Annotated in this window: 19 protein-coding genes and 1 tRNA gene; 13 read left to right on the forward strand and 7 right to left on the reverse strand. The window is 75.0% G+C overall.

Annotation, left to right across the window (positions count from 1 at the left end; genetic code table 11):
• Nucleotides 1-5 precede the first annotated feature (5 nt).
• From ACWIX6_RS05370 to ACWIX6_RS05385, 4 genes are all read right to left on the reverse strand, one after another.
• Nucleotides 6-719 carry a metal-dependent hydrolase gene (locus ACWIX6_RS05370; RefSeq protein WP_448615813.1) on the reverse strand — a complete coding sequence of 238 codons (714 nt, stop codon included), beginning with the start codon at nucleotides 717-719 and terminating at the stop codon, nucleotides 6-8.
• Nucleotides 720-840: 121 nt separating this feature from the next.
• Nucleotides 841-1,017 carry a DUF6104 family protein gene (locus ACWIX6_RS05375; RefSeq protein ID WP_448615814.1) on the reverse strand — a complete coding sequence of 59 codons (177 nt, stop codon included), beginning with the start codon at nucleotides 1,015-1,017 and terminating at the stop codon, nucleotides 841-843.
• A 14-nt stretch (nucleotides 1,018-1,031) separates the two neighbouring features.
• Nucleotides 1,032-4,922 carry a multifunctional oxoglutarate decarboxylase/oxoglutarate dehydrogenase thiamine pyrophosphate-binding subunit/dihydrolipoyllysine-residue succinyltransferase subunit gene (locus tag ACWIX6_RS05380; protein ID WP_448615815.1) on the reverse strand — a complete coding sequence of 1,297 codons (3,891 nt, stop codon included), beginning with the start codon at nucleotides 4,920-4,922 and terminating at the stop codon, nucleotides 1,032-1,034.
• A gap of 173 nt (nucleotides 4,923-5,095) precedes the next feature.
• Complete coding sequence (locus ACWIX6_RS05385) at nucleotides 5,096-5,908, reverse strand: ankyrin repeat domain-containing protein (protein ID WP_448615816.1); 813 nt, start codon at nucleotides 5,906-5,908, stop codon at nucleotides 5,096-5,098.
• A 415-nt stretch (nucleotides 5,909-6,323) separates the two neighbouring features.
• Between ACWIX6_RS05385 and ACWIX6_RS05390 the strand changes: the two genes are divergently transcribed.
• Together ACWIX6_RS05390 and ACWIX6_RS05395 are read left to right on the forward strand one after the other, a co-directional pair.
• On the forward strand, nucleotides 6,324-7,370 hold the full coding sequence (locus tag ACWIX6_RS05390) for an adenylate/guanylate cyclase domain-containing protein (protein WP_448616976.1): 1,047 nt from the start codon (nucleotides 6,324-6,326) through the stop codon (nucleotides 7,368-7,370).
• A gap of 30 nt (nucleotides 7,371-7,400) precedes the next feature.
• The gene (locus tag ACWIX6_RS05395) at nucleotides 7,401-9,038 is read left to right on the forward strand and encodes an ABC-F family ATP-binding cassette domain-containing protein (protein ID WP_448615817.1); all 1,638 of its coding nucleotides are present in this window, start codon (nucleotides 7,401-7,403) and stop codon (nucleotides 9,036-9,038) included.
• 75 nt (nucleotides 9,039-9,113) lie between these two features.
• Here ACWIX6_RS05395 and ACWIX6_RS05400 read toward each other — a convergent pair.
• Nucleotides 9,114-9,188, reverse strand: a tRNA-Arg gene (locus ACWIX6_RS05400).
• A gap of 122 nt (nucleotides 9,189-9,310) precedes the next feature.
• On the opposite strand from ACWIX6_RS05400, the gene ACWIX6_RS05405 reads away from it, so the two are divergent.
• On the forward strand, nucleotides 9,311-10,306 hold the full coding sequence (locus ACWIX6_RS05405) for a hypothetical protein (protein WP_448615818.1): 996 nt from the start codon (nucleotides 9,311-9,313) through the stop codon (nucleotides 10,304-10,306).
• On the opposite strand, the gene ACWIX6_RS05410 is transcribed toward ACWIX6_RS05405, so the two are convergent.
• Entirely contained in the window at nucleotides 10,303-10,977 is a 675-nt protein-coding gene (locus ACWIX6_RS05410; protein WP_448615819.1) for a DUF305 domain-containing protein, read from the reverse strand. The genes ACWIX6_RS05405 and ACWIX6_RS05410 overlap by 4 nt on opposite strands.
• Nucleotides 10,974-11,801 carry a DUF3105 domain-containing protein gene (locus tag ACWIX6_RS05415; protein WP_448615820.1) on the reverse strand — a complete coding sequence of 276 codons (828 nt, stop codon included), beginning with the start codon at nucleotides 11,799-11,801 and terminating at the stop codon, nucleotides 10,974-10,976. Before ACWIX6_RS05415 ends, ACWIX6_RS05410 begins: the two co-directional genes overlap by 4 nt.
• Nucleotides 11,802-11,954: 153 nt before the next feature.
• Here ACWIX6_RS05415 and argS point away from each other — a divergent pair, with 153 nt between their 5' ends.
• From argS to ACWIX6_RS05465, 10 genes are all read left to right on the forward strand, one after another.
• On the forward strand, nucleotides 11,955-13,616 hold the full coding sequence (gene argS / locus ACWIX6_RS05420; protein ID WP_448615821.1) for an arginine--tRNA ligase: 1,662 nt from the start codon (nucleotides 11,955-11,957) through the stop codon (nucleotides 13,614-13,616).
• Entirely contained in the window at nucleotides 13,613-15,106 is a 1,494-nt protein-coding gene (gene lysA, locus ACWIX6_RS05425; protein WP_448615822.1) for a diaminopimelate decarboxylase, read from the forward strand. Before argS ends, lysA begins: the two co-directional genes overlap by 4 nt.
• Nucleotides 15,103-16,398: a homoserine dehydrogenase gene (locus ACWIX6_RS05430; protein WP_448615823.1), complete on the forward strand. Its 1,296-nt coding sequence runs from the start codon at nucleotides 15,103-15,105 to the stop codon at nucleotides 16,396-16,398. The genes lysA and ACWIX6_RS05430 overlap by 4 nt, the downstream gene beginning before the upstream one ends.
• Nucleotides 16,398-17,516 (forward strand): threonine synthase, encoded by a 1,119-nt coding sequence (thrC, locus tag ACWIX6_RS05435; RefSeq protein ID WP_448615824.1) that lies wholly within the window; start codon nucleotides 16,398-16,400, stop codon nucleotides 17,514-17,516. Before ACWIX6_RS05430 ends, thrC begins: the two co-directional genes overlap by 1 nt.
• Before the next feature lie 17 nt (nucleotides 17,517-17,533).
• Nucleotides 17,534-18,475 carry a homoserine kinase gene (thrB, locus tag ACWIX6_RS05440; RefSeq protein WP_448615825.1) on the forward strand — a complete coding sequence of 314 codons (942 nt, stop codon included), beginning with the start codon at nucleotides 17,534-17,536 and terminating at the stop codon, nucleotides 18,473-18,475.
• 253 nt (nucleotides 18,476-18,728) lie between these two features.
• Entirely contained in the window at nucleotides 18,729-21,098 is a 2,370-nt protein-coding gene (gene rho / locus ACWIX6_RS05445; RefSeq protein ID WP_448615826.1) for a transcription termination factor Rho, read from the forward strand.
• 175 nt (nucleotides 21,099-21,273) lie between these two features.
• Entirely contained in the window at nucleotides 21,274-21,510 is a 237-nt protein-coding gene (gene rpmE / locus ACWIX6_RS05450) for a 50S ribosomal protein L31 (protein WP_448615827.1), read from the forward strand.
• Nucleotides 21,511-21,618: 108 nt separating this feature from the next.
• Entirely contained in the window at nucleotides 21,619-22,698 is a 1,080-nt protein-coding gene (gene prfA, locus ACWIX6_RS05455) for a peptide chain release factor 1 (protein ID WP_448615828.1), read from the forward strand.
• Between the two features lie 14 nt (nucleotides 22,699-22,712).
• Complete coding sequence (gene prmC, locus ACWIX6_RS05460; RefSeq protein ID WP_448616977.1) at nucleotides 22,713-23,564, forward strand: peptide chain release factor N(5)-glutamine methyltransferase; 852 nt, start codon at nucleotides 22,713-22,715, stop codon at nucleotides 23,562-23,564.
• Between the two features lie 14 nt (nucleotides 23,565-23,578).
• Nucleotides 23,579-24,220 carry an L-threonylcarbamoyladenylate synthase gene (locus ACWIX6_RS05465; RefSeq protein ID WP_448615829.1) on the forward strand — a complete coding sequence of 214 codons (642 nt, stop codon included), beginning with the start codon at nucleotides 23,579-23,581 and terminating at the stop codon, nucleotides 24,218-24,220.
• Nucleotides 24,221-24,224: the final 4 nt, after the last annotated feature.

The raw sequence follows: 24,224 nt of genomic DNA on the forward strand, positions 1-24,224 counted from the left end.
TCGGGTCAGGGACGCTGGGCCAGCAGGTCGACGATCGGGTCCAGCGCGCCGCGGGCGCCGGTGTTGAGGTAGAGGAACGCCAGCGTGGCGACGCCGAACAGCGGCGCCAGCACGGCCTTCTCCACCGTGGCGCCGGTGCGCAGGTGCACCGGCGCGAGCCGGCTGCGCCGCAGCAGCCAGAACAGCGGCACCGGCACGCCCTCCTTGGTCAGGAAGTCACCGGCGATGTGCGCGAGCACGCCCACGGCGACCGCCCAGGGCAGCCAGACCGGGCTCGGGCTGTGCGCGAGCAGCAGCCAGGCGCTGCCCCAGGACAGCAGCAGGTTGCCGATGACGGTGTTCTCCGCCCGGCCGGGGATGACGAAGTGCAGTGCGCGCAGGGCCAGCCCGATGGCCAGGGCCAGCACCAGCAGGCTGGACCAGTAGGCGCCGGACGCGGCGATGGCCAGGAGGCCGAACACCACCGGGCCCAGGACGGCGTCGTGGGTGCCCCAGCGGTGTCCCCGCGCGACGACGTTGATCAGCCCCGACGGCGCGTCGGTGAACGGGCCCCACATCCGCGAGATGGTCGAGCCCTGCTGGTCGAGGTCGGGCAGCATCGCGAACCCGCCCGCCGCGGCGACCCACGCGGCCTGGGCGACGGGCCCCTGCACGGGGGCCCAGGGCAGCGTCGCCGCCCCGGCAGCCAGACCGGACAGGGCATGCGAGTGACCGAGCACGAGCGAAGCGTGACGCCGCTCGACGTCTGCGCGGGGGAGGCGCGCGGTCAGACCTCGATGGAACGGCCGCCCTTCAGGGTCCCGCGCCGAGCCTGCGAGGCGTGGGGGGAAGGGCGGTCCTTCACTCGTCGTCGGTGCCGCCGCGGGCCAGCCAGGTGGCCAGCCGCTCGACCGGCACCTCGAAGTCCGGGTGCTCGTCCACGAAGGCCTGGAGCTGGTCGGCCAGCCAGGCGAGGGAGACCTCTTCCTCGCCCCGCCGGCCGGCCAGCTCCTCGATCCCGCGATCGGTGAAGTACACGGGGACCGCCCGGGTCAGTCGGCGAAGGCCTGGGCGACCAGCTGGCGCTGCTCGGCGTCGTGCACCTTGGCCGACCCGACGGCCGGGCTGGCCGACGCCTTGCGGGACACCCGGCGCAGCGTTCGACCACCGGTGAGGTGCTCGGGCAGGTTGCAGGCCATGAACTGCCAGGCGCCCATGTTCGCCGGCTCCTCCTGCGCCCACACGACGTCGGTGGCGTTCGGGTAGCGCTCCAGCACCTCGACGATCTCCTCGGCGGGCAGCGGGTAGAGCTGCTCCACCCGTACGACTGCGGTGTCGGCGGTGCCCGCGGCCTCCCGCTGCGCGAGCAGCTCGTAGCTGACCTTGCCGCTGCACAGCAGCACCCGGCGGACCGCCGCGTCGTCCAGCGGCTCGCCGCCGACACCGGGGTCGCCGAGGACGGGCTGGAACCGCTGCTCGGTGAACTCCGCCACCGGGCTGACCGCGGCCTTCGCCCGCAGCAGCGACTTCGGCGTGAAGACGACCAGCGGCCGGTGCACGTCGGACAGCGCCTGGCGGCGGAGCAGGTGGAAGTAGTTCGCCGGGGTGGAGCAGTTGGCGACCGTCATGTTGTTCTCGGCCGACAGCTGCAGGAAGCGCTCGATCCGGCCACTGGAGTGGTCGGGCCCCTGGCCCTCGAGGCCGTGCGGCAGCAGCAGGACGACGCCGGAGCGCTGCCCCCACTTGGCCTCACCGCTGCTGATGAACTCGTCGATGACCATCTGTGCGCCGTCGACGAAGTCGCCGAACTGGGCCTCCCAGAGCACCAGGGCCTTGGGGTTGGCCACCGAGTAGCCGTACTCGAAGCCGACCGCGGCGTACTCGGACAGCAGCGAGTCGTAGACGAAGAACTTCGCCTGCTCGGGGGTCAGGTTGGCCAGCGGCGTGTACTCGCCGGCGGTCTCCCGGTCGATCAGCACCGAGTGCCGCTGCACGAAGGTGCCGCGCCGGGAGTCCTGGCCGGCCAGCCGGACGGTGACGCCCTGCATGAGCAGCGACCCGAAGGCGAGCAGCTCGCCCATCGCCCAGTCGATGCCGCCCTCGCTGGCCATCGCCGCGCGCCGCTCGAGCATCTTCTGCAGCTTCGGGTGAGGGGTGAAGTCGGGCGGGAAGGAGACGTGCGCGTCGCCGATGGTCTTGAGGACCTCGGTGGAGATCGCGGTCTCGACGGTCGCCTGCTGGGGCGACCGCGGGTCCATGACCGGCTCGGGACGGGAGGCGTCCTGCGCGTCGTGGGTCTCGGCGAAGGCCCGCTCCAGCTGCCCGCGGTAGTCCTTCAGCGCCTCCTCGGCCTCGGCCAGCGTGATGTCGCCGCGGCCGACCAGCGCCTCGGTGTACAGCTTCCGGACCGAGCGCTTGCGGTCGATGATGTCGTACATCAGCGGCTGGGTCATCGACGGGTCGTCGCCCTCGTTGTGCCCCCGCCGGCGGTAGCAGACCAGGTCGATGACGACGTCCTTCTTGAACGCCTGGCGGTAGTCCACGGCCAGCCGGGCCACCCGCACGCACGCCTCGGGGTCGTCGCCGTTGACGTGGAAGACCGGCGCACCGATCATCCGCGCGACGTCGGTCGAGTAGAGGCTGGAGCGGGCCGCGGCCGGGCTGGTGGTGAAGCCGACCTGGTTGTTGATGACCACGTGCACGGTGCCGCCGGTGCGGTAGCCGCGCAGCTGGGACAGGTTGAGGGTCTCCTGCACCACGCCCTGGCCGGCGAACGCGGAGTCGCCGTGCAGCAGCACGGGCAGCACGGTGAAGCCGCCCTCGCCCTTGTCGATCATGTCCTGCTTGGCCCGCACGATGCCCTCGAGCACCGGGTTGACCGTCTCCAGGTGGCTGGGGTTGCTGGCCAGCGACACCGCGATGGTGCCCTTGCCCTCGGGGTGCTCGAAGGTGCCCTCGGCGCCCAGGTGGTACTTCACGTCGCCGGAGCCCTGCACGGTGCCCGGGTCGATGTTGCCCTCGAACTCACCGAAGATCTTGGCGTAGCTCTTGCCCAGCACGTTGGCCAGCACGTTGAGCCGGCCGCGGTGCGCCATGCCGATGGCGACCTCCTCCAGGCCGTACTCGGCGGAGGAGACCAGCACCTCGTCCAGCAGCGGGATGACCGACTCGCCACCCTCGAGGCTGAACCGCTTCTGCCCGACGTACTTGGTCTGCAGGAACGTCTCGAACGCCTCGGCGGCGTTGAGCCGGCCCAGCACCCGCTTCTGCTTGGCACGGTCGGGGGCCTCGGGCTTGACCTCGATGCGCTCCTGCAGCCAGGTGCGCTCCTCGGGGTCGGTGATGTGCATGTACTCGATGCCGACGGTGCGGCAGTAGGAGTTGCGCAGCACGCCGAGGATGTCGCGCAGCGCCATGAGCCGCTCGCCGGCGAAGCCGCCGACGGGGAACTTGCGGTCCAGGTCCCACAGGGTCAGGCCGTGCTGCAGGACGTCGAGGTCGGGGTGCGCCCGGACCTTGAACTCCAGCGGGTCGGTGTCGGCCATCAGGTGGCCGTTGCGCCGGTAGGCCTCGATGACCTCGATGACCCGGGCTTCCTTGTCGATCTGGCCCTCGTGGCGCACCGTGACGTCCGGCATCCAGCGCACCGGCTCGTAGGGGATGCGCAGCGAGCGGAAGACCTCGTCGTAGAAGCCGTCCTGGCCCAGCAGCAGGCCGTGCAGCCGCCGCAGGAAGTCGCCCGACTGGGCGCCCTGGATGATCCGGTGGTCGTAGGTCGAGGTGAGCGTGATCGTCTTGGCGACGGCGAGGTCGGTCAGCGTCTCCGGGCTCATCCCCTGGAACTCGGCCGGGTACTCCATGGCGCCGACGCCGACGATGGTGCCCTGGCCGGCGGTCAGCCGCGGGACGGAGTGGTTGGTGCCCACGGTGCCCGGGTTGGTGAGGCTGATCGTGGTGCCGGTGAAGTCGTCCATCGTCAGCTTGCCCGCCCGGGCCCGCCGGATGACGTCCTCGTAGGCGCCCCAGAACGCGGCGAAGTCCATCGCCTCGGAGCCCTTGATGTTGGCCACGACCAGCGACCGGCTGCCGTCGGACTTGGGCAGGTCGATGGCCAGGCCGAAGTTGACGTGCTCGGGCTGCACCAGCGTGGGCTTGCCGTCCACCTCGGCGAACGAGGCGTTCATCTCCGGGAAGTCGTCCAGCGCCCGGACCAGCGCGTAGCCGATCAGGTGGGTGAAGGACACCTTCCCGCCCCGGCTGCGGGCGAGGTGGTTGTTGATGACCACGCGGTTGTCCGCGAGCAGCTTGGCCGGGACGGCGCGCACGCTGGTGGCGGTCGGCACGGTCAGCGAGGCGTTCATGTTCTTGACGACGCTGGCCGCCGCACCGCGCAGCGGGGTGCGCTTGGGGCCCCCGCCCTCCGCCGGCGTGCCCGCCGACGGCTTGGCCGCGGGCTTGGCGGCCGGCTTGGCGGCCGGCTTGGGGGCGGGCTCCGCCGGCTGGGCCTGCGCCGCACGCTCGGCCGGCTTCGCCGCGACGGTGCCCTCGGTGCGCTCCTCCACGGCGGTGGCCCGCGAGGTGGGGGCGGTGGCGCCGGGGGCGACGGCCGGGCTGCTCGGCCGGGTGGCCGAGCCCTCGGCGGCGGCCTGGTCCGGCATCCCGGCCGAGGTCGCCGGCGGGGTGGAGGTCTTCTCGGGCACGGCGGTGGTCACCTCGTCCGCGGGCGCCGGGGAGTCGTAGGAGGTGGCCGCGGGGACGGCGGGCTCCGGCGGGCCCCCGCTGTCGGCGGTGTCGTCGGCGCGGTCGGCGGTGTCGGACACCGGGCTGCCGGGGCGGTAGTCGGCGAAGAACTCGTGCCACGCCTGGTCGACGCTCTGCGGGTCGGAGAGGTACTGCTGGTACATCTCCTCGACCAGCCACTCGTTCGTGCCGAAACCCGCCACCGACGAGGGGGACGAGGCGGATGGCTGGGATGAGCTCACGGTTGACACGAGGTCACGCCTTCTTCGTCTGTGGACGTCGTTGGACCGGGAACCGAGTCTAGACACTCGCCGTTCACATGGACCGTTCCGACGTGGGGGGCTGCCATGTGTCCCGGCTCACGAGGGGCAGGGGGTCAGTTGGTGGCGCCGGCGGCGACCAGCGCGTCGGTCAGCGCGTCGTGCCCGCCGGCCCGCCCGGCCGCCTCGGCGCGCTGCCGGGCCGCGGCCACCCGGGCGATGTCGAGCGCGCTGGCCCCGTCGTTGGTGGTGGCGTTGACGTCTGCGCCGGCGTTGAGCAGCAGGCCGACGACGGTGGCGGCGTCCCCGTGGTCGGGACCGGCGGAGACGGCGGCGTGCAGCGGCGTCCGGCCGGTGCCGGGGTCCCGCCGGTCGACGGCCGCGCCGGCCGCCAGCAGGCACTCGACCACGTCGGGGCGGCCGGTGGCGGCCGCGGCGTGCAGCGCGCCGGCGTCGGGGTCGGCTCCCCGGGCCAGCAGCAGCTCCACCGTGGCGACCGACCCTCCCGACGCGGCCAGGGTCAGCAGGTCGACGTCGGTGGCCGGGTCGTGCAGCCGGGCCCCGGCGTCCAGCTCGCCGGCCAGCCGCTCGGTGTCACCCAGGTAGGCGGCGCTGGCCGCGTCCACCGGGGCGCCCAGGGAGCGGAGCTGGGCGACGAGGTCGGGGGAGTGCTGCAGGGCCACGTGCAGCGGCGTGCGGCCGTCCTCGGTGCGGGCGGTCACGTCGGCGCCGGCGGCCACCAGCTCGGCGACGACCTCGGTGGAGGTGGTGGCGACGGCCACGTGCAGCGGCGTCCAGCCGCCCACGCCGTCCCGTTCCACCGGGGCGGCCAGCAGCCCGGGCTGGGCGTCGACCGCACTGCGGACGGCCGCGGCGTCCCCGTCGGCGATCAGCCGGCTCAGCCGCTGCGCGGTCATGCGGACGGTCATGGCTGGCTCCCTCGTGGACGTACCGGAGCGGTGGCGTGCACTGCCTCCGCGGTCGGACGACGTCCCGGCGCACGGCCAGGAAGGTGCCGAGGACGGCGGCCACCAGACCGTAACGCAGCAGCAGCAGCCCGCCATGCCACGCGGTGAGCAGCTCCGGCCCCCGGGACGTGGCCGTCACCGCCTCCAGCGCACCGCCCCCACTGGGTCGACCTGCGTGCTCCCGGGCGCGCGTGACCCCGCCCACACCGGAGCCGCCCGGTTGGGTAGGTTCCCGGCCGTGAGCGCTTGTCGCACGGGTGCGGTCCGCGTCGTACCGACGACGGACTGACCGCTGGCCTACGGTCCTCCCGACGTCCCGCGGAGCGGCGCGCCGGGCTCCGAGCGCTCCCCGGACGAGCTGCTGGAGGAGCTGCTGCTGGGCGGCCCGCGCCGCTACACCCGGCTGGACGTCGCCCGGCTCGCCGGACTGCCGCCGGAGCGGACCCAGCGGTTGTGGCGTGCGCTCGGCTTCGCCGACCTGCCCGACGACGCCCCGGCCTTCACCGATGCCGACGTGGCGGCCCTCGACCGGCTGCGGGTGCTCATCGAGTCCGGCTTCGTCGACGCCGAGACCGAGGCCTCGATCGCCCGGGCGATGGGCCAGTCGCTGTCCCGGCTGGCCGACTGGCAGACCGACATGCTCGCCGCCGCGCTGTCCGACGCCGCGGCCGCGGGCGAGGACGCCGCCGGGCTGACCGGCGTCGTGTCCGCCGCCGAGCGGCTGCTGCCGCTGATGCGCGACCTGCAGGACTACGTGTGGCGGCGGCACCTGGTCGCCAACGCCGGCCGGCTGATGCTCGGCCACCGCGGGCAGGTGGACCGCCGGGACCTGACCGTCGGCTTCGCCGACCTGGTCGGCTACACCACCCGCAGCCGCGGCATGGGCGGGCGGGAGCTCGGCGCGATGGTGGAGGACTTCGAGGGGCTGGCCGCCGACGTCATCGCACGGCACCACGGCCGGGTGGTGAAGACCGTCGGGGACGGCGTGCTGTTCACCAGCGTCGTCCCGGTGGACGCGGTGGAGATCGGCCTGCGGCTGCCGCAGGAGTGGAACGCGCCGGACCGGCCGCCGCTGCGGGTCGGTGCCGCCTACGGCCGGGTGCTGACCCGGCTGGGCGACGTCTACTCGCCCGTGGTGAACCTGGCCAGCCGGCTCACCTCGATCGGCCGGCCCTCGACGGTGCTGGTGGACGAGGCACTGGCCCGTCACCTGCGCGGGTTGCGCGCCTACCGGGTGCGCCCGCTGAACCGGGTCTCGGTGCGCGGGTACGAGGACCTGCAGCCGTGGCTGGTCCGCCGCGCCGTGCCGGCCGAGCAGGAGGTCGCCGCGGTGCACGCGTTCGAGGACCTGCTCGACGAGATCGCCGACGACGTCCTCGACCGGCCCGAGGACGAGCCGCCGGACCCGCCACCCGCGTCCTGAGCCGCCCGGACAGGTCGGCACCATGGGCGGGTGTCCGCCACCCTCCTCGCCCGTGGGCTGGCCGCCGGCCACGGCGTCCGGCCCCTGTTCGCCGACCTCGACCTCGTCGTCGCCCCCGGGGACGTGGTCGGGCTGGTCGGCGTCAACGGCGCAGGGAAGTCCACGCTGCTGCGGACGCTGGCCGGCCTGCTGCCGCCCGAGGCCGGCGCGGTGTCGCTCAGCCCGCCGACGGCGACCGTCGGCTACCTGCCCCAGGAGCCCGACCGGCGTCCCGGGGAGACCGTGCTCGAGGCGCTGGCCCGGCGCACCGGCGTCACCGACGCCCAGCGCGCCCTCGACGAGGCCACCGGGGCGCTGACCGCGGGCGCGCCGGGGTCCGACGACGCCTACGGCGACGCCCTCGAACGGTGGCTGGCCCTGGGCGGCGCGGACCTCGCCGAGCGGGCCGAGGAGGTGCTCGCCGACGTCGCGCCCGGCGTCGCGCCCACCGCGCCGATGACCGGCCTGTCCGGCGGGCAGGCCGCCCGGGTGGGGCTGGCCTCCCTGCTGCTGTCCCGCTACGACGTGCTGCTGCTCGACGAGCCGACCAACGACCTGGACCTGGCCGGCCTGGACCAGCTCGAGCGCTTCGTCACCGGGCTGCGGACCGGGGTGGTGCTGGTCAGCCACGACCGCGAGTTCCTGGCCCGCACGGTCACCCGGGTGGTCGAGCTGGACCTGGCCCAGCAGCTGGTCCGGGTGCACGACGGCGGCTACGAGGCCTACCTGGTGGAGCGGGAGGTGGCCCGGCGGCACGCCCGCGAGGAGTTCGAGGAGTACGCCGACACGAAGGCCGGCCTGGAGGGCCGGGCGCGGATGCAGCGCAACTGGATGGCCAAGGGCGTGCGGGACTCGATCAAGAAGCAGAAGGACGGCGACAAGCACATCAAGGCGCGCGACCGGGCCTCGTCGGAGAAGCAGGCGGCCAAGGCCCGGCAGACCGAGCGGCGGATCGAGCGGCTGGAGGTGGTCGAGGAGCCCCGCAAGGAGTGGCAGCTGCAGATGGCGATCGCGGCGGCCCCGCGCGCCGGTGCGGTGGTGGCCACGCTGCGCGGCGCGGTGGTGCGGCACGGCGACTTCCGGCTGGGCCCGGTCGACCTGCAGGTGGACTGGGGCGACCGGCTGGCGATCACCGGCGCGAACGGCGCGGGCAAGACCACGCTCCTGGCGGCGCTGCTCGGCCGGGAGACCCTGGCCGAGGGCACAGCGTCCCTGGGGTCCGGCGTCCGGCTGGGGGAGGTGGACCAGGTCCGGGGGCTGTTCCTGGGCGAGGAGCCGCTGGCCGAGGCGTTCGGCGCCGCGGTGCCCGACCTGCCCGACGCCGACGTGCGCACCCTCCTGGCGAAGTTCGGGCTGCGCGCGGACCACGTCGTCCGGCCGGTCGCGACGCTGTCGCCGGGGGAGCGGACCCGTGCGGCGCTGGCGCTGCTGCAGGCCCGCGGGGTGAACGTGCTGGTGCTCGACGAGCCGACCAACCACCTGGACCTGCCCGCGATCGAGCAGCTGGAGCAGGCGCTGGCCGATTACGCGGGGACGCTGCTGCTGGTCACCCACGACCGCCGGATGCTCGAGGCGGTGCACACGACCCGCCGGCTGGTCGTCGCCGGCGGCCAGGTGCAGGAGGGCTGAGCCGGCCGCAGACGACTCCGCCCGCCCGGGACGGGGTCCTGGGCGGGCGGGGAGGCGCGGTGCGAGCTGGGGCCGTGGTGCCCCCGGCAGGATTCGAACCTGCGCCCCTGCCTCCGGAGGGCAGTGCTCTATCCCCTGAGCTACGGGGGCTCGTTCCGCTGGCGTACCGCTCTCGCGGCGCCGGGAGGAGACGCTACCAGTCCGGGACGGGCTCCCCGGAGCTGGGTCGCGGCCCCCTGGTGCGACGGTGCCGTCGTCCCTACGGTGGCGCGGTGACGCCGCCGACCGCCTGGCTGCTGGACGCCGACCCGGCCATCCGCTGGCAGGTGCTGCGCGACCTGTGCGGGGCTCCCGCCGACGTCGTCGCCGCCGAGCGGGCACGGGTGGCGACCGAGGGATGGGGCGCCCGGCTGCTGGCCCTGCAGGGACCGGACGGGCAGTGGGACGGCGGCACCTACTTCCCCGGCGACCCGGCCGCGGCCGAGGAGCCGGGCCAGCCCTGGACGGCGACCGCGCACACCCTGGCCCTGCTCCGCCAGTTCGGCCTGGACCCGGCCGGTGGGCCGGCGCGGCGCGCGGTGGCGCTGGTCGCCGCGCACAGCCGCTGGGAGCACGCGGGCCAGCCGTTCTTCGCCGGCGAGGTCGAGCCGTGCATCAACGGCATGGCCGTGGCCGTCGGCGCGTACTTCGGCCAGGACGTGCAGGGCATCGCCGACCGGCTGCTGGGGGAGCAGCTCGAGGACGGCGGGTGGAACTGCCGGGCGGAGCACGGCTCCACCCGGTCGTCGTTCCACACGACGATCGCCGTGCTGGAGGGCCTGCTGGAGCACGAGCGCGCCGTCGGCGGCGCGCCGGAGGCGCGGGCCGCGCGGCTGCGGGGCCAGGAGTACCTGCTCGAGCGGGGACTGCTGCGGCGGGCGTCGACGGGTGCGGTGATCGACCCGTCCTTCGCGCTGTCCTCGTTCCCGCCCCGCTGGTACTTCGACGTGCTGCGGGGGCTGGACCACCTGCGCGACTCGGGTGCCGAGCCCGATGGCCGGTGCGCCGAGGCCGTCGGCCTGCTCGAGCAGGCCCGCGGCGAGGACGGCCGCTGGCCGCTGCAGGACACCCACCCCGGTCGCGTGCACTTCCCGCTGGAGGGGGCCGACGGGGAGCCGAGCCGCTGGAACACCCTCCGCGCGCTCCGGGTGCTCAAATGGGCAAGGACCCTCCTGCCCCCCACCGCTCGCGAGCTCGCGGCGGGCCCCTGCAGGAGGGCCGGGTCCTAGGGGGCGGGCAGGGGGGCGCCACCGCGCGCCCGCAGCATGGCCTCCATGGTCGTCGTCTCCGCCGCCTGGGTCTCGGCGATCGACTCCGCCAGCCGCCGGACGGCGGGCACGTCGGCGTGGTCGCGGCCGTACTCGGCCATCTCCAGCCCACCCTGGTGGTGCCGGGTCATCAGCTGGAGGAACCGCACGTCGAACGCGGTGCCGGACAGGCCGCGCAGCTCGGCGAGCTCCGCCTCGGTGGCCATGCCGGGCATCAGCGCGCCGTCGGCCCCGCCGTGCTCCGCGTGGTCCGCCGCGTGGTCCGCCGCGTGGTCCGCCGTGTGGTCCGCCGAGACGGACATCCAGGCCATGACCTCGCCGCCGGTGCGGGGCAGCCCCCACAGCGACAGCCAGCCCTGCATCCGGCCGGCCTGGTTGGTCTGGGTGCTGGAGATGTCGAAGGCCAGCTGCGCGACCTCGGCGTCCTCGGTGCGGGCGAGCGCCAGGTTGGCCATCTCGACCGCCTGCAGGTGGTGCCGGCCCATGTCCCGGGCGAAGCCCGCCTCGACCGAGTCCCCGGCCGGCGGGGCGGTGCGGCCGATGCCCAGGGCGACGGCCAGCCCGCCGCCGGCCAGCACCAGGCCGACGGCGATCACCGCGAGCAGGGCCGCCCGCAACCGGGGGCCGGTCACGGCGCGGGGGTGGTGCTCCCGGCCTCGGGGGTCGGGGTGGTCGGGGCGTCGGTCGGGACGTCGGTGGAGCCGGCGGCGGCCCGGCTCTCGTCACCGGTCACGAGGGGGTCGCTGATGAAGGTCGGGTTCTCGCAGCTGGCCCCGACCTCGGGGTAGAACTCGTCGTTGAAGGTCATGAAGTCGGCGTACTGCTCGACCCGCGGGTCGGTGACCGAGTCGACCGAGAGCTGGTGGTTCCACGACTGCAGGCTGACCACGGACGCCTGGCCCTCGTACGGCGAGAGCATCAGCCCGGAGGTGCCGTCGACCAGGTCCTCCAGCGTGGCGAGGTCGTCGCCGGCCACCCGGGCGGGGTCGTAGGTGATCCAGGTCGCACCGTGCTCCATGCTGTGCACCGCGTTCTCGTGCCGGATGTCGGCGTCGTAGACGGTACCGGTGCAGTCGGCCCACTCCGGGTCGTGCGGCCCGCCGACGGGCGGGGTCTGCTCGTAGGTGACCGGCGTGGCGACGTGCTCCTGGCCGGGGGCGTACTTGAAGGTCTGCAGGCCCTCGAGCTGGTCGGCGGAGGTGATGCGGTCGGCGTTCTCGGCGTTGACGCGGACCACGGCGTACCCGATGGCGGCGACGGCGAAGACGGCGATCGCGATCGCCCCGGCGATCAGCCCCCAGGGCTTCGGCGGGTTGACCACGTCGACCGGCGGCCGGGTGCGGCCGCCGCCCTGGCCGCCGCCGCGTGCCCCGCCACCCCGGCCGGCGGGACTGGCCCCTCCGCGGGACGCGCCGCCGGACGGGCGGCCGTTCTCGGGCTTGGGGTCCTTGGCCACTGCCACTCCTCGTTGCCGGGCGCGCGCGCCACCGACCGTCTGCCTGCCGCTCCGGCAGGGAGCCGGGGGACAGCACGGGAGTGTAGGTCGCTGATCTGTGCCCTCCCTGGCACCGAGCCCGGGCCGGACCGGCGCCGTCAGTACGCTCGTGCGGTGACACCCGAGCAGCTGCGCGACGTCGTCCGGTCCGCCGTAGCCGCGGCCGTGGAGCACGGGACGCTCGCGGTCGAGGTCCCCGACGACGTCGTCGTCGAACGCCCCCGGAACCCCGAGCACGGCGACTACGCCACCAACGTGGCCCTCCGGCTGGCCAAAGGCGCCGGCCGGCCGCCGCGCGAGGTCGCCGAGGTCCTCGCCGAGCAGCTGCGCGCCCACCCGGGCATCGCCACCGTCGACGTGGCCGGCCCCGGCTTCCTCAACGTGACCTTCGCCTCCGGCGTCCTCGGGGCGATCGCGGTCGAGGCGGTGACCGCGGGGGAGGGCTACGGGCGCACCGAGGTGCTGGCCGGGCAGCGGCTGAACCTGGAGTTCGTGTCGGCCAACCCCACCGGCCCGGTGCACATCGGCGGTGTCCGGTGGGCCGCGGTCGGCGACGCCCTGGGGCGGCTGCTGGAGAGCAGCGGCGCCGCGGTCACCCGGGAGTACTACTTCAACGACGCCGGTGCGCAGATCGACCGGTTCGCCCGCAGCCTGCAGGCCGCCGCGGCCGGCCGGCCGGTGCCGGAGGACGGGTACGCCGGCGCCTACGTCGACGACATCGCCGCGCAGGTGGTGTCCGCAGAGCCGGGCGTGCTGGACCGCTCCGACGACGAGCAGCTGGCCGTGTTCCGCAGCCGCGGCGTCGAGCTCATGTGGGTGGAGATCCGCACCTCGCTCGCCGACTTCGGCGTCGTCTTCGACGTCTACTTCAGCGAGCGGACCCTGCACGAGACCGGCGCGCTGGAGAAGGCGGTCGCCCGGCTGCGCGAGCAGGGCCACGTGTACGAGGCCGACGGCGCGGTGTGGCTGCGGACGACGACCTTCGCCGACGACAAGGACCGGGTGCTGGTCAAGGGCGACGGCGAGCCGACCTACTTCGCCGCCGACTGCGCCTACTACCTGGACAAGCGGGAACGCGGCTTCGACCGGGTGCTGATCATGCTGGGCGCCGACCACACCGGCTACGTAGGCCGGTACAAGGCGCTGGTGGCCGCGTTCGGCGACGACCCGGACAGCCACCTGGAGATCCTGATCGGCCAGCTGGTCAACCTGGTCAAGGGCGGCGAGCCGGTCCGGATGAGCAAGCGGGCCGGCAACGTGGTGAACCTGGGCGACCTGACCGACGCGATCGGCGCCGACGCCGCCCGGTACGCCCTGGCCCGGGCCTCGATCGACCAGCAGATCGACCTGGACCTGGACCTGTGGAGCCGGCAGACCAACGACAACCCGGTCTTCTACGTCCAGTACGCCCACGCCCGGATCTCCTCGCTGCTGCGGGGGGCCGCGGACCTGGGTCTGCGGCTGGGCGAGGGCGGCGACGTGCAGGTGACCGAGCTCGGCCACCCGCGGGAGAGCGACCTGCTGCGGGCGATCGCGGAGTTCCCGCGGGTGCTCTCCGGCGCCGCCGAGCTGCGCGCCCCGCACCGGGTGGCCCGCTACCTGGAGGAGCTGGCCGGCACCTACCACCGCTTCTACGACTCCTGCCGGGTGCTGCCGCGCGGCGACGAGGAGGCCACCGCGGTGACCACCGCCCGGCTCTGGCTGTGCGCGGCCACGGCCACGGTGCTGCGCAACGGCCTGGCCGTGCTCGGCGTTCACGCACCGGAGCGGATGTGAGGGCGCACCCCGCGGGGCCGCTGCACGGCAGCATCGCCCCGCCCGCGGCGGCCGGACCCGCTCCCGCCGACCTCGGCGCGCTGGAGCCGCGGGTCTGGCCGCGCTCGGCGCGCCGGGTGGACGGCGAGCTGCAGCTGGGCGGCCGCCCGGTGACCGAGCTCGTCCGCGAGCACGGCACGCCGCTGTTCGTGCTGGACGAGTCGGACTTCCGCGGCCGGGCCGCGGACTTCGCCCGCGCCTTCGCCGACGCCGACGTGCACTACGCGTCCAAGGCCTTCCTCTGCGGGCAGGTCGCCCGATGGATCGCCGAGGACGGTCTGCACCTGGACGCCTGCAGCGGCAACGAGATGGCCCTGGCGCTGGCCGCCGGCTTCCCCGCCGAGCGGATCGCCCTGCACGGCAACAACAAGTCCCTCGTCGAGCTGCAGCTGGCCGTCGACGCCGGCATCGGCCACGTGGTGCTGGACTCCTTCGACGAGATCGACCGGCTGGTGCCGCTGGCCGCGGCGCGGGTCGCCGGGGGCGGTCGCCCGGTGCCGGTGCTCATCCGCTCCACGGTCGGCATCGAGGCGCACACCCACGAGTTCATCGCCACCGCCCACGAGGACCAGAAGTTCGGCTTCTCGCTGGCCACCGGCGACGCGCTGACCGCCGCGGTGCGGGTGATCCGGGAGCCGGCGCTGCAGCTCTCCGGCCTGCACAGCCACATCGGCTCGCAGATCTTCGACACCGCCGGCTTCGAGGCGGCCGCCCACCGGGTGGTCGGGCTGCTCGGCCAGGTGCACCAGGCCACGGGTGAGCTGCTGGGCGAGCTGAACCTCGGCGGCGGCTTCGGCATCGCCTACCTCGCCGAGGACGACCCGGTGACCCCCGAGGACGTCGCCACCCGGCTGCGGACCGTCGTCGCGGCCGAGTGCGCCGCCCTCGGGCTGCCGGTGCCGCGGCTGGCCGTCGAGCCCGGCCGTGCCGTCGCCGGCCCGGGCACCGTCACGCTGTACGAGATCGGCACCATCAAGCCGGTGCGGGTGGGGGCCAGCGGCGCACCCGGCACCCCGCTGGTGCGCAACTACGTGTCGGTCGACGGCGGGATGAGCGACAACATCCGGACGGCGCTGTACGACGCCTCCTACACCTGCGTGCTGGCCAACCGGGACTCCGACGCCGCGCCGGCGCTGTGCCGGGTGGTGGGCAAGCACTGCGAGAGCGGCGACGTGCTGGTCCGCGACCTGTGGCTGCCCTCGGACGTGCAGGCCGGCGACCTGCTGGCGGTGGCCGCCACCGGCGCCTACTGCTGGTCGATGGCGAGCAACTACAACTACCTGCTCAAGCCGCCGGTGGTCGCGGTGCGGGACGGCGTCGCCACCGAGCTGGTGCGGCGACAGACACTGTCGGACGTGTTGGCCCTCGACGCCGTCCTCGCCGACGTGCCCGCCCCGACGACCGCGCCCTCCCAGCCGGCGCCCGAGCACGCCGTGGGGGCCCGGTCGTGAGCGACTCGCTGAAGGTCGCGCTGCTGGGCTGCGGCACGGTCGGCAGCGCCGTGCTGCGGCTGTTGTCCGAGCAGTCCGCCGACCTGGCCGCGCGGATCGGCCGCCCGGTGGAGGTCGCCGGGGTCGCCGTCCGCCGTCCCGACCGGCATCCCGAGGTGCCCGCCGACCTGCTCACCACCGACGCGCACGCCCTGGTGACCCGGCCCGACGTCGACCTGGTGGTCGAGGTGATCGGCGGGATCGAGCCGGCCCGCAGCCTCCTGCTGGCCGCCATGGCCGCCGGCAAGTCGGTGGTGAGCGCCAACAAGGCGCTGCTGGCCGACGACGGCGTCGCCCTGCACGCCGCCGCGGCCGAGGCCGGGGTGGACCTCTACTACGAGGCCGCCGTCGCCGGCGCCATCCCGCTGCTCCGCCCGCTGCGCGAGTCGCTGGCCGGTGACCAGCTGCGCCGGGTGGTCGGGATCGTCAACGGCACGACGAACTACATCCTGTCCTCGATGGCCGCGAGCGGCGCCGGGTTCGGCGAGGCGCTGGCCGAGGCGACGGAGGCGGGGTACGCCGAGGCCGACCCCACCGCCGACGTGGACGGTTTCGACGCCGCGGCCAAGGCCGCGATCCTGGCGTCGCTGGCCTTCCACTCCCAGGTCACGGCCGCGGACGTGTACCGCGAGGGCATCTCGGCGGTGTCGGCGACCGACGTGGCCCGGGCGGCCGAGATCGGCTGCACGGTCAAGCTGCTGGCGATCTGCGAGCGGGTGGGTCCCGGAGGCGCGGGGGACTCCATCGCCGTCCGCGTGCACCCGGCGATGATCCCGACCACGCACCCCCTGGCCTCGGTGAACGGCGCGTTCAACGCCGTCTTCGTCGAGGCCGAGGCCGCCGGGCAGCTGATGTTCTACGGGCAGGGCGCCGGCGGGGAACCGACCGCGAGCGCCGTGCTCGGTGACCTGGTCGCCGTGGCCCGCAACCGGGTGTCCGGGGTGGCCGGGCCCAACGCCACCGGCTACGCGGCGCTGCCCACCCGGCCGATGGCCGACACGCCGACCCGCTACCACGTCAGCCTGGACGTGGCCGACAAGCCCGGCGTGCTGGCCACCGTGGCCCAGGAGTTCGCCGCCCAGGGGGTCAGCATCGCCACCGTCCGGCAGGACGGCCACGGCGACGCGGCCTCCCTCGTCATCGTCACCCACCGGGCTCCCGACGCCGCGCTCGCGACGACGGTCGAACGGCTCCGCGGCATGTCCGCCGTCCGTGGTGTCACCAGCGTGCTCCGTGTGGAGGGACTGTCCTGATGACCGGGATCCAGGGAACGACCCCCGGCGCGCCCGCGGCCCTGCGCGGCGCGGTGTCGCCGTTCTGGCCTGGGCTGATCGAGGCCTACCGGCACCGGCTCCCGGTGAGCCCGTCGACCCCGGTGGTGACCCTGCAGGAGGGCGCCACGCCGCTGGTGGAGGCCGTCGAGCTGTCCCGGCGCACCAGCTGCCAGGTGTGGCTGAAGGTCGAGGGGGCCAACCCGACCGGGTCCTTCAAGGACCGCGGGATGACCATGGCGATCACCAAGGCCGTGGAGGAGGGCGCGCAGGCGGTGATCTGCGCGTCCACCGGCAACACCAGCGCCAGCGCGGCGGCCTACGCCGCGCGCGCCGGGCTGGTCTGCGCCGTCCTGGTCCCGCAGGGCAAGATCGCCACCGGCAAGCTGGCCCAGGCGCTGGTCCACGGGGCGAAGCTGCTGCAGGTCGAGGGCAACTTCGACGACTGCCTGGCCCTGGCCAGCAAGCTGGCGCTCGACTACCCGGTCAGCCTGGTCAACAGCGTCAACCAGTACCGCATCGAGGGCCAGAAGACGGCGTCGTTCGAGATCGTCGACGTCCTCGGTGACGCGCCGGACGTGCACTGCCTGCCGGTCGGCAACGCCGGCAACATCACCGCCTACTGGCAGGGCTACCGCGAGTACGCCGCCGACGGACCGGCCACCCGGACCCCGCGGATGTGGGGCTTCCAGGCCGCCGGCGCCGCGCCGATCGTGACCGGGCAGGTGGTGGAGTCGCCGAGCACCATCGCCACCGCCATCCGGATCGGCAACCCGGCGTCGTGGACCAAGGCGCTGGAGGCGCGGGACGCCTCCGGCGGGCGGATCGACGCGGTCACCGACCGGGCGATCCTGGCCGCCTACCGGCTGCTGGCCCGCACCGAGGCGGTGTTCGTCGAGCCCGCCTCGGCGGCCTCGGTGGCCGGCCTGCTGCAGGTGGCGGCCGCCGGGGAGCTGGAGCCGGGCCAACGGGTGGTCTGCACGGTCACGGGCAACGGGCTCAAGGACCCCGACTGGGCCATCTCCGGAGCGCCGGCCCCGGTGACCATCCCGGTCGACGCGGCCGCGGCGGCCGCCCAGCTGGGCCTGTCGTCGACGTGACCCGACCGGGACCGGGGGTGCGCGTCCGCGTCCCCGCCACCAGTGCGAACCTCGGTCCCGGCTTCGACTGCGCCGGCCTGGCGCTGTCCTGCTGGGACGTGCTCGACGTCCGGGTGACCAACGGCGGCCTGACCGTGCAGGTCGAGGGCTCGGGGGCCGAGGAGCTGCCCACCGACGAGACGCACCTGGTGGTGCAGGCCTTCCGGGCCGCGTGCGCCGAGCTGGGCTGGAGCCCGCCCGGGCTGCACCTGTCCGCCCGCAACGGCATCCCGCAGGGGCGCGGGCTGGGGTCCTCCGCGGCCGCCGTCACCGCCGGCGTGCTCGCCGCCTGGGCGCTCTGCCCGGACGTCCCCAGCGTGGACGACCCGGCCGTGCTGCGGCTGTGCTCGGCGCTGGAGGGCCACCCGGACAACGTGGCGGCCTGCCTGCTCGGCGGCGCGACGCTGTCCTGGAGAGCGACCGACGGGGCCCGCGCCGCCAGGCTGGCGGTCGACCCCCGGATCGCCCCGGTGCTCTTCGTCCCCGGCAGCACGCTGTCCACGCACGTGGCCCGCGGACTGCTGCCCGACGTCGTCCCGCACGCCGACGCCGCGCACGCGGCCGGCCGGTCCGCGCTGCTGGTGCACGCGCTGACCCGCGACCCGGCGCTGCTGTTCGAGGGCACCGAGGACCGGCTGCACCAGGACCAGCGGGCCGCGGCCATGCCGGAGAGCGCCGCGCTGCTCGGGGCGCTGCGTGCCGACGGCCACGCCGCGGTGGTGTCCGGCGCCGGCCCCACCGTGCTCGTGCTCGCCCCGCTGGCCGCGGACGAGCACCTCGGCGACCCGGCCTCCGTCGCCGCCGTCCGGGCGCTGGCCGACCGCACCCCACCGGGGTGGGAGTGCCTCCCGCTGCAGGTCGACCACACCGGCGCGACGGTGCGCCCGGGCACCGACGATCACGATGCGGTATCTTTCTAGTCGCCCGGAACACACCGGTGGCAGACGGTGTTGTGGGCACTGTCGGCCTGTGCTTAGGCTGACGTCGTAGCCGCCTCCGGGCGTGCCTCACGGGGCGTTGCAGCCGTGCGATCCGTCGCCGCTCAGCCTCGCCCCGCATCCACAGACCCGCGCCTCCGACGGCGACCGCAGCTCTGACCGTGGGCCGCGTCGTCCGGGGGCGGGTCACCCCCTGCGCCGGTAGGCGCAGGTCACCGCAGGGAAGGACCTGTACGTGAGCGACACCACCGACCTCGTCGACGCCGCGAGCGACGCGACCCCGTCGAACGAGGGAGCTGCCGACGCCGGAGCCGCCCGCTCCCGGCGCCGTGGCAGCGGCCTGGCCGGGATGCTGCTGCCCGAGCTGCAGCGCCTGGCCGGCGAACTCGGCATCCCCGGCACCGCGCGCATGCGCAAGAGCGACCTGGTCGCGGCCATCTCCGAGCGGCAGGTGGGCGGCGCGTCCGGCGCCCCCGCCGGCGCTCCGGCCGCCCCCACCACGTCGGTGCCCGCCCCGCGCACCGACCCGGCGCGCGACCGCGGTCCCGCCACCTCCAGCGCCCCGCCCGAGGCGCCGGTGAGCGGCGGCGGCAACGCCGCGCCGGTCACCACCCCGTCCGCCGGCACCGACGCGCCCACCGACGGCGCCCGGCTGAACGGCAACGCCCCCGACGCACCCGCGGCCCCCACCGCCGCCCCCGCCGCCGAGACCGGCGGGCGTCGCCGCCGCACCGCCAGCCGTCCGGCCGGCGCCCCCGCGGGCGACGCCGCCGCCCCGGCCGCCGACGCCGCGACCGCCGCACCGGCGGCGGGGACGACCACCGACCCCACCCCGACGGGGGACACGCCCGCCGAGTCCGTCCCGGCCGAGGGCCGCACCGACGGCGGCCGGCCTCCGCGCACCCGGGGCAACCGGGACCGCGGCGAGCGCGCCGCCGCCTCCGAGGACCGCGCCGACACCCGCGAGACCACCACCCGTGAGGTCGGCAGCCGCGAGGACACCACCCGCGAGGACCGGCGTCCGGACACCGGCAGCGGCGAGGAGCGCGGCGGACGCAACCGCGGCGGCGATCCCGAGTCGGCCGAGCGTCCCGAGCGCGGCCGCAACCGCAACGAGCGGGGCAACCGCGAGGACCGCCCCGAGCGGAACCGGGACGGCGGCCGCAACGGCAACGACAACGGCCGGGCCAACGGTCGGGCCGACGGCCGGGCCGACGGCCGCGGCGACGACGGCAACGGCCGGGACAACGGCAACGGCCGCGCCAACGGCCGGGGCGAGGACAACGGGCGCGCCGACACCGGCCGCAACGACCGCGACGGCGGGCGTCCCGACGAGGACGACGACGACTTCGAGGGCAGCGGCCGGCGCCGCGGCCGGCGCTACCGGGACCGCAACCGCCGCGGCGGCAACGCCCCCGGCGGCCGCGAGCGCTTCGAGCCCACCGAGCCGACGGTCAGCGAGGACGACGTCCTGCTGCCGGTCGCCGGCATCCTCGACGTGCTCGACAGCTACGCCTTCGTCCGCACCTCCGGCTACCTGACCGGGCCGAACGACGTCTACGTCTCGCTGTCCCAGGTGCGCCGCTACGGCCTGCGCCGCGGCGACGCCATCACCGGCGCCGTCCGCCAGCCGCGCGAGGGCGAGCGCAAGGACAAGTACAACGCCCTGGTCCGGCTGGACTCCGTGAACGGCCTGGACCCCGAGCAGGCCCGCAACCGCCCCGAGTTCACCAAGCTGACCCCGCTCTACCCGCAGGAGCGGCTGCGGCTGGAGACCGAGCCCAACCAGCTGACCACCCGGCTGATGGACCTGGTCATGCCGATCGGCAAGGGCCAGCGCGCCCTGATCGTCAGCCCGCCCAAGGCGGGCAAGACGATGGTGCTGCAGGCGATCGCCAACGCGATAACCACCAACAACCCCGAGTGCCACCTGATGGTCGTTCTCGTCGACGAGCGGCCCGAAGAGGTCACCGACATGCAGCGCTCGGTGAAGGGCGAGGTCATCGCCTCGACCTTCGACCGGCCGCCGTCGGACCACACCACGGTCGCCGAGCTGTCCATCGAGCGGGCCAAGCGGCTGGTCGAGATGGGCCACGACGTCGTCGTCCTGCTCGACTCGATCACCCGGCTGGGCCGCGCCTACAACCTGGCCGCCCCGGCCAGCGGCCGGATCCTCTCCGGTGGCGTCGACTCGACCGCGCTGTACCCGCCGAAGCGCTTCCTCGGCGCCGCCCGCAACATCGAGAACGGCGGCTCGCTGACCATCATCGCCTCGGCGCTGGTGGAGACCGGGTCCACCATGGACACGGTCATCTTCGAGGAGTTCAAGGGCACCGGGAACGCCGAGATCAAGCTCGACCGGCGGCTCGCGGACAAGCGGGTCTTCCCCGCCGTCGACGTCAACGCGTCGGGCACCCGCAAGGAGGAGATCCTCCTGGCGCCCGACGAGCTGGCCATCGTGATCAAGCTGCGCCGGGTGCTGTCGGCTCTGGAGCCGCAGCAGGCCATCGAGTTGCTGCTGGACCGGATGCGCAAGACGCGCAACAACATCGAGTTCCTCATGCAGGTACAGAAGACGACGCTGGGCGCCGGCGAGAAGGATTAAGGACCCCCTCGCCCCCCACCGCTCGCAGGCTCGCGGTGGGGCCCTGCGAGGGGGCCGCTCCAGCACGTCACCGCGGCCGTACACTGGCCGATCGGGCCTGCGTTGCGGTGGAAGACCAGCACCGACGACGGCGTTCCCGACAGCAGACCAATCGAGCAGAGAGAGGGTGAGCGGCATGAAGGCCGACATCCACCCGGACTACACCGTCACCCAGGTGACGTGTGGTTGCGGCAACACGTTCAGCACCCGCAGCACCTACGGCCAGCCCGCGCTGACCGTCGAGGTCTGCTCTGCCTGCCACCCCTTCTACACCGGCAAGCAGAAGATCATGGACACCGGTGGCCGGGTCGCCCGCTTCGAGAAGCGGTTCGGCAAGCGCGCCGGTGCGGGTGCCTCCGCCGACGCCAAGTAGCACCACCGACGGCGCCCGCGCCGCCCCTCCCGGGGGCGGGGCGGGCGCCGTCGTCGTGTCCGGACCCGCCCGGTGTGCTTTTTCGGGCTCATGTACGAGGGAGGCCCCGTGAGCAGCAGCACCGACGCCGGCACCGACCGGCTCGCTGACGCGCTCGCCGAGCACGCGTCGCTGGAGGCCGAGCTCGCCGACCCCGCGGTGCACGCCGACGCCGGCCGCGCCCGGCGGCTGGGCCGCCGGTACGCCGCGCTGGCCCCGCTGGTGGAGCACGCGCGTGCGCTGGAGGCGGCCCGCGGCGACCTGGCCGCCGCCCGCGAGCTGGCCGGCGAGGACCCTTCCTTCGGCGCCGAGGCCGCCGCGCTGGAGCAGCGGGTCGCCGAGCTGGGGGACCGGCTCACCGAGCTGCTGCTGCCCAAGGACCCCGACGACGACAAGGACGTCATCCTCGAGATCAAGGCGGGGGAGGGCGGTGCGGAGTCCGCGCTGTTCGCCGGGGACCTGCTCCGGATGTACCTGCGCTACGCCGAGCGGCGCGGCTGGGCCACCGAGGTGCTGGACGCCGTGGACGCCGAGCTGGGCGGGTACAAGGACGTGGCGGTCGCGGTCAAGTCCCGCGGGGACGAGGGGATCTGGTCCCGGCTGAAGTTCGAGGGCGGCGTCCACCGGGTGCAGCGGGTGCCGGTGACCGAGTCCCAGGGACGGATCCACACCTCGGCCGTCGGCGTCCTGGTGCTGCCGGAGGCCGAGGAGGTCGACGTCAGCGTCGACCCGAACGACCTGCGGATCGACGTGTTCCGGTCCTCCGGGCCGGGCGGGCAGAGCGTCAACACCACCGACTCCGCCGTCCGGATCACCCACCTGCCCTCGGGCATCGTGGTCAGCTCGCAGAACGAGAAGAGCCAGCTGCAGAACCGGGAGTCCGCGCTGCGGGTGCTGCGCTCCCGGCTGCTGGCCGCCGCGCGCGAGGAGGCGGCGGCCACCGCCAGCGACGTCCGGCGCAGCCAGGTCCGCACCGTCGACCGCAGCGAGCGGGTGCGCACCTACAACTACCCGGAGAACCGGATCAACGACCACCGGGTCGGCTTCAAGGCGCACAACCTGGACCAGGTGCTGGACGGCGAGCTCGACCCCGTGATCGACGCCCTCACCGCCGCGCACACCGCCGAGCTGATGGCGGCCGGCTCCTGACCCCCGCGCGGCTGCTGCTCGCCGACGCCGCCCGGGAACTCGCCGAGGGCGGCGTGGCGTCCCCGCGGGTGGACGCCGAGCTGCTGCTGGCCGCCGTGCTCGGCGTGCCGCGGGCCCGGCTGCTCACCCTGGACACCGTCCCGGACGACGCCGCCGGGCGGTTCGCCGGCCTGGTCGCCGAGCGGGCCTCCCGGGTCCCGCTGCAGCACCTCACCGGCACCGCGCCGTTCCGGTTCCTGGACCTGGCCGTGGGTCCGGGCGTCTTCGTGCCCCGCCCGGAGACCGAGCTGGTCACCGGGTGGGTGCTGGACCGGATCGCCGGGACCGAGCGGCCCCTGGTCGTGGACCTGGGCACCGGCTCCGGCGCGATCGCCCTGTCGGTCGCCCACGAGCACCCCGGAGCCCGGGTCGTCGCCGTCGAGGCCGACCCGGGGGCCATCGGCTGGACGCGGCACAACGCCGCCGTCCGGGCCGCCGCGGGGGACACCCCGGTCGAGGTGCTCGCCGGTGACATGACCGACGACGGGCTGCTCCGCGAGCTGGACGGGCAGGTGGACGTCGTGGTCTCCAACCCGCCATACGTCCCCGACGGCGCCGGGCTGCCGCGGGAGGTCGCCGACCACGACCCGGCGCTGGCCCTGTGGGGCGGCCCGGACGGACTCGACGTCGTCCGCGGGCTGCTGCGCACCGCGGCCCGGCTGCTCCGTCCCGGCGGCTGGCTGGGCATCGAGCACGCCGACCAGCAGGGGAGCGCGCTGCCCGCGCTGGTGCGGGCCGCCGGCGGCTGGACCGACGTCGGCGACCACCCGGACCTGGCCGGCCGGCCGCGGTACACGACGGCCCGGCTGGCCGCGCGCGGGCAGTGACAGACTCCGGTCCCGTGGCCGAGATCTACGACTGCAGTGACCCCGACCGGCGCACCGCGGGGCTGGACGCCGCCGCCGCGGCGCTGTCCCGCGGCGACCTGGTGCTCCTGCCCACCGACACCGTGTACGGGGTGGCCGCCGACGCGTTCACCGCGTCCGCGGTCACCAAGCTGCTGGCGGCGAAGAACCGCGGGCGGTCCATGCCGGTCCCGGTGCTGGTGGGGGAGGCCTCGACCCTCGCCGGGCTGGTGACCACGGTGCCGCCGGTGGCCCACCAGCTGGCCGAGGCCTTCTGGCCCGGCGGCCTGACGCTGGTCGTCGAGCACGCGCCGTCGCTGGCCTGGGACCTCGGGGACGCCCAGGGCACCGTCGCGGTGCGGCTCCCCGACGACGACGTCACCCGGGACCTGCTCCGCCGCACCGGCCCGCTCGCCGTCTCCAGCGCCAACCGCTCCGGCCGCCCGGCCGCGACGACCGCCCAGCAGGCGGACTACCAGCTCGGCGAGCACGCCGCCGTCGTTCTGGACGACGGCCCCCGGGACAGTTCGGCGGCCAGCACCATCGTCGACTGCACCGGCCCCACCCCCCGGGTGCTCCGGGTCGGTGCGATCGAGGTCGACCGCCTCCGCGAGGTCGTCCCCGACATCACGGACTAGGCAA

This window comes from Modestobacter sp. URMC 112 (assembly GCF_053502575.1).

Excerpts from the sequence above, each read along its gene's own strand:
- ACWIX6_RS05385 (WP_448615816.1), bottom strand. The coding sequence starts at position 5,908 with ATGACCGTCCGCATGACCGCGCAGCGGCTGAGCCGGCTGATCGCCGAC.
- thrC (WP_448615824.1), top strand. The coding sequence starts at position 16,398 with ATGACCGGGATCCAGGGAACGACCCCCGGCGCGCCCGCGGCCCTGCGC.
- rpmE (WP_448615827.1), top strand. The coding sequence starts at position 21,274 with ATGAAGGCCGACATCCACCCGGACTACACCGTCACCCAGGTGACGTGT.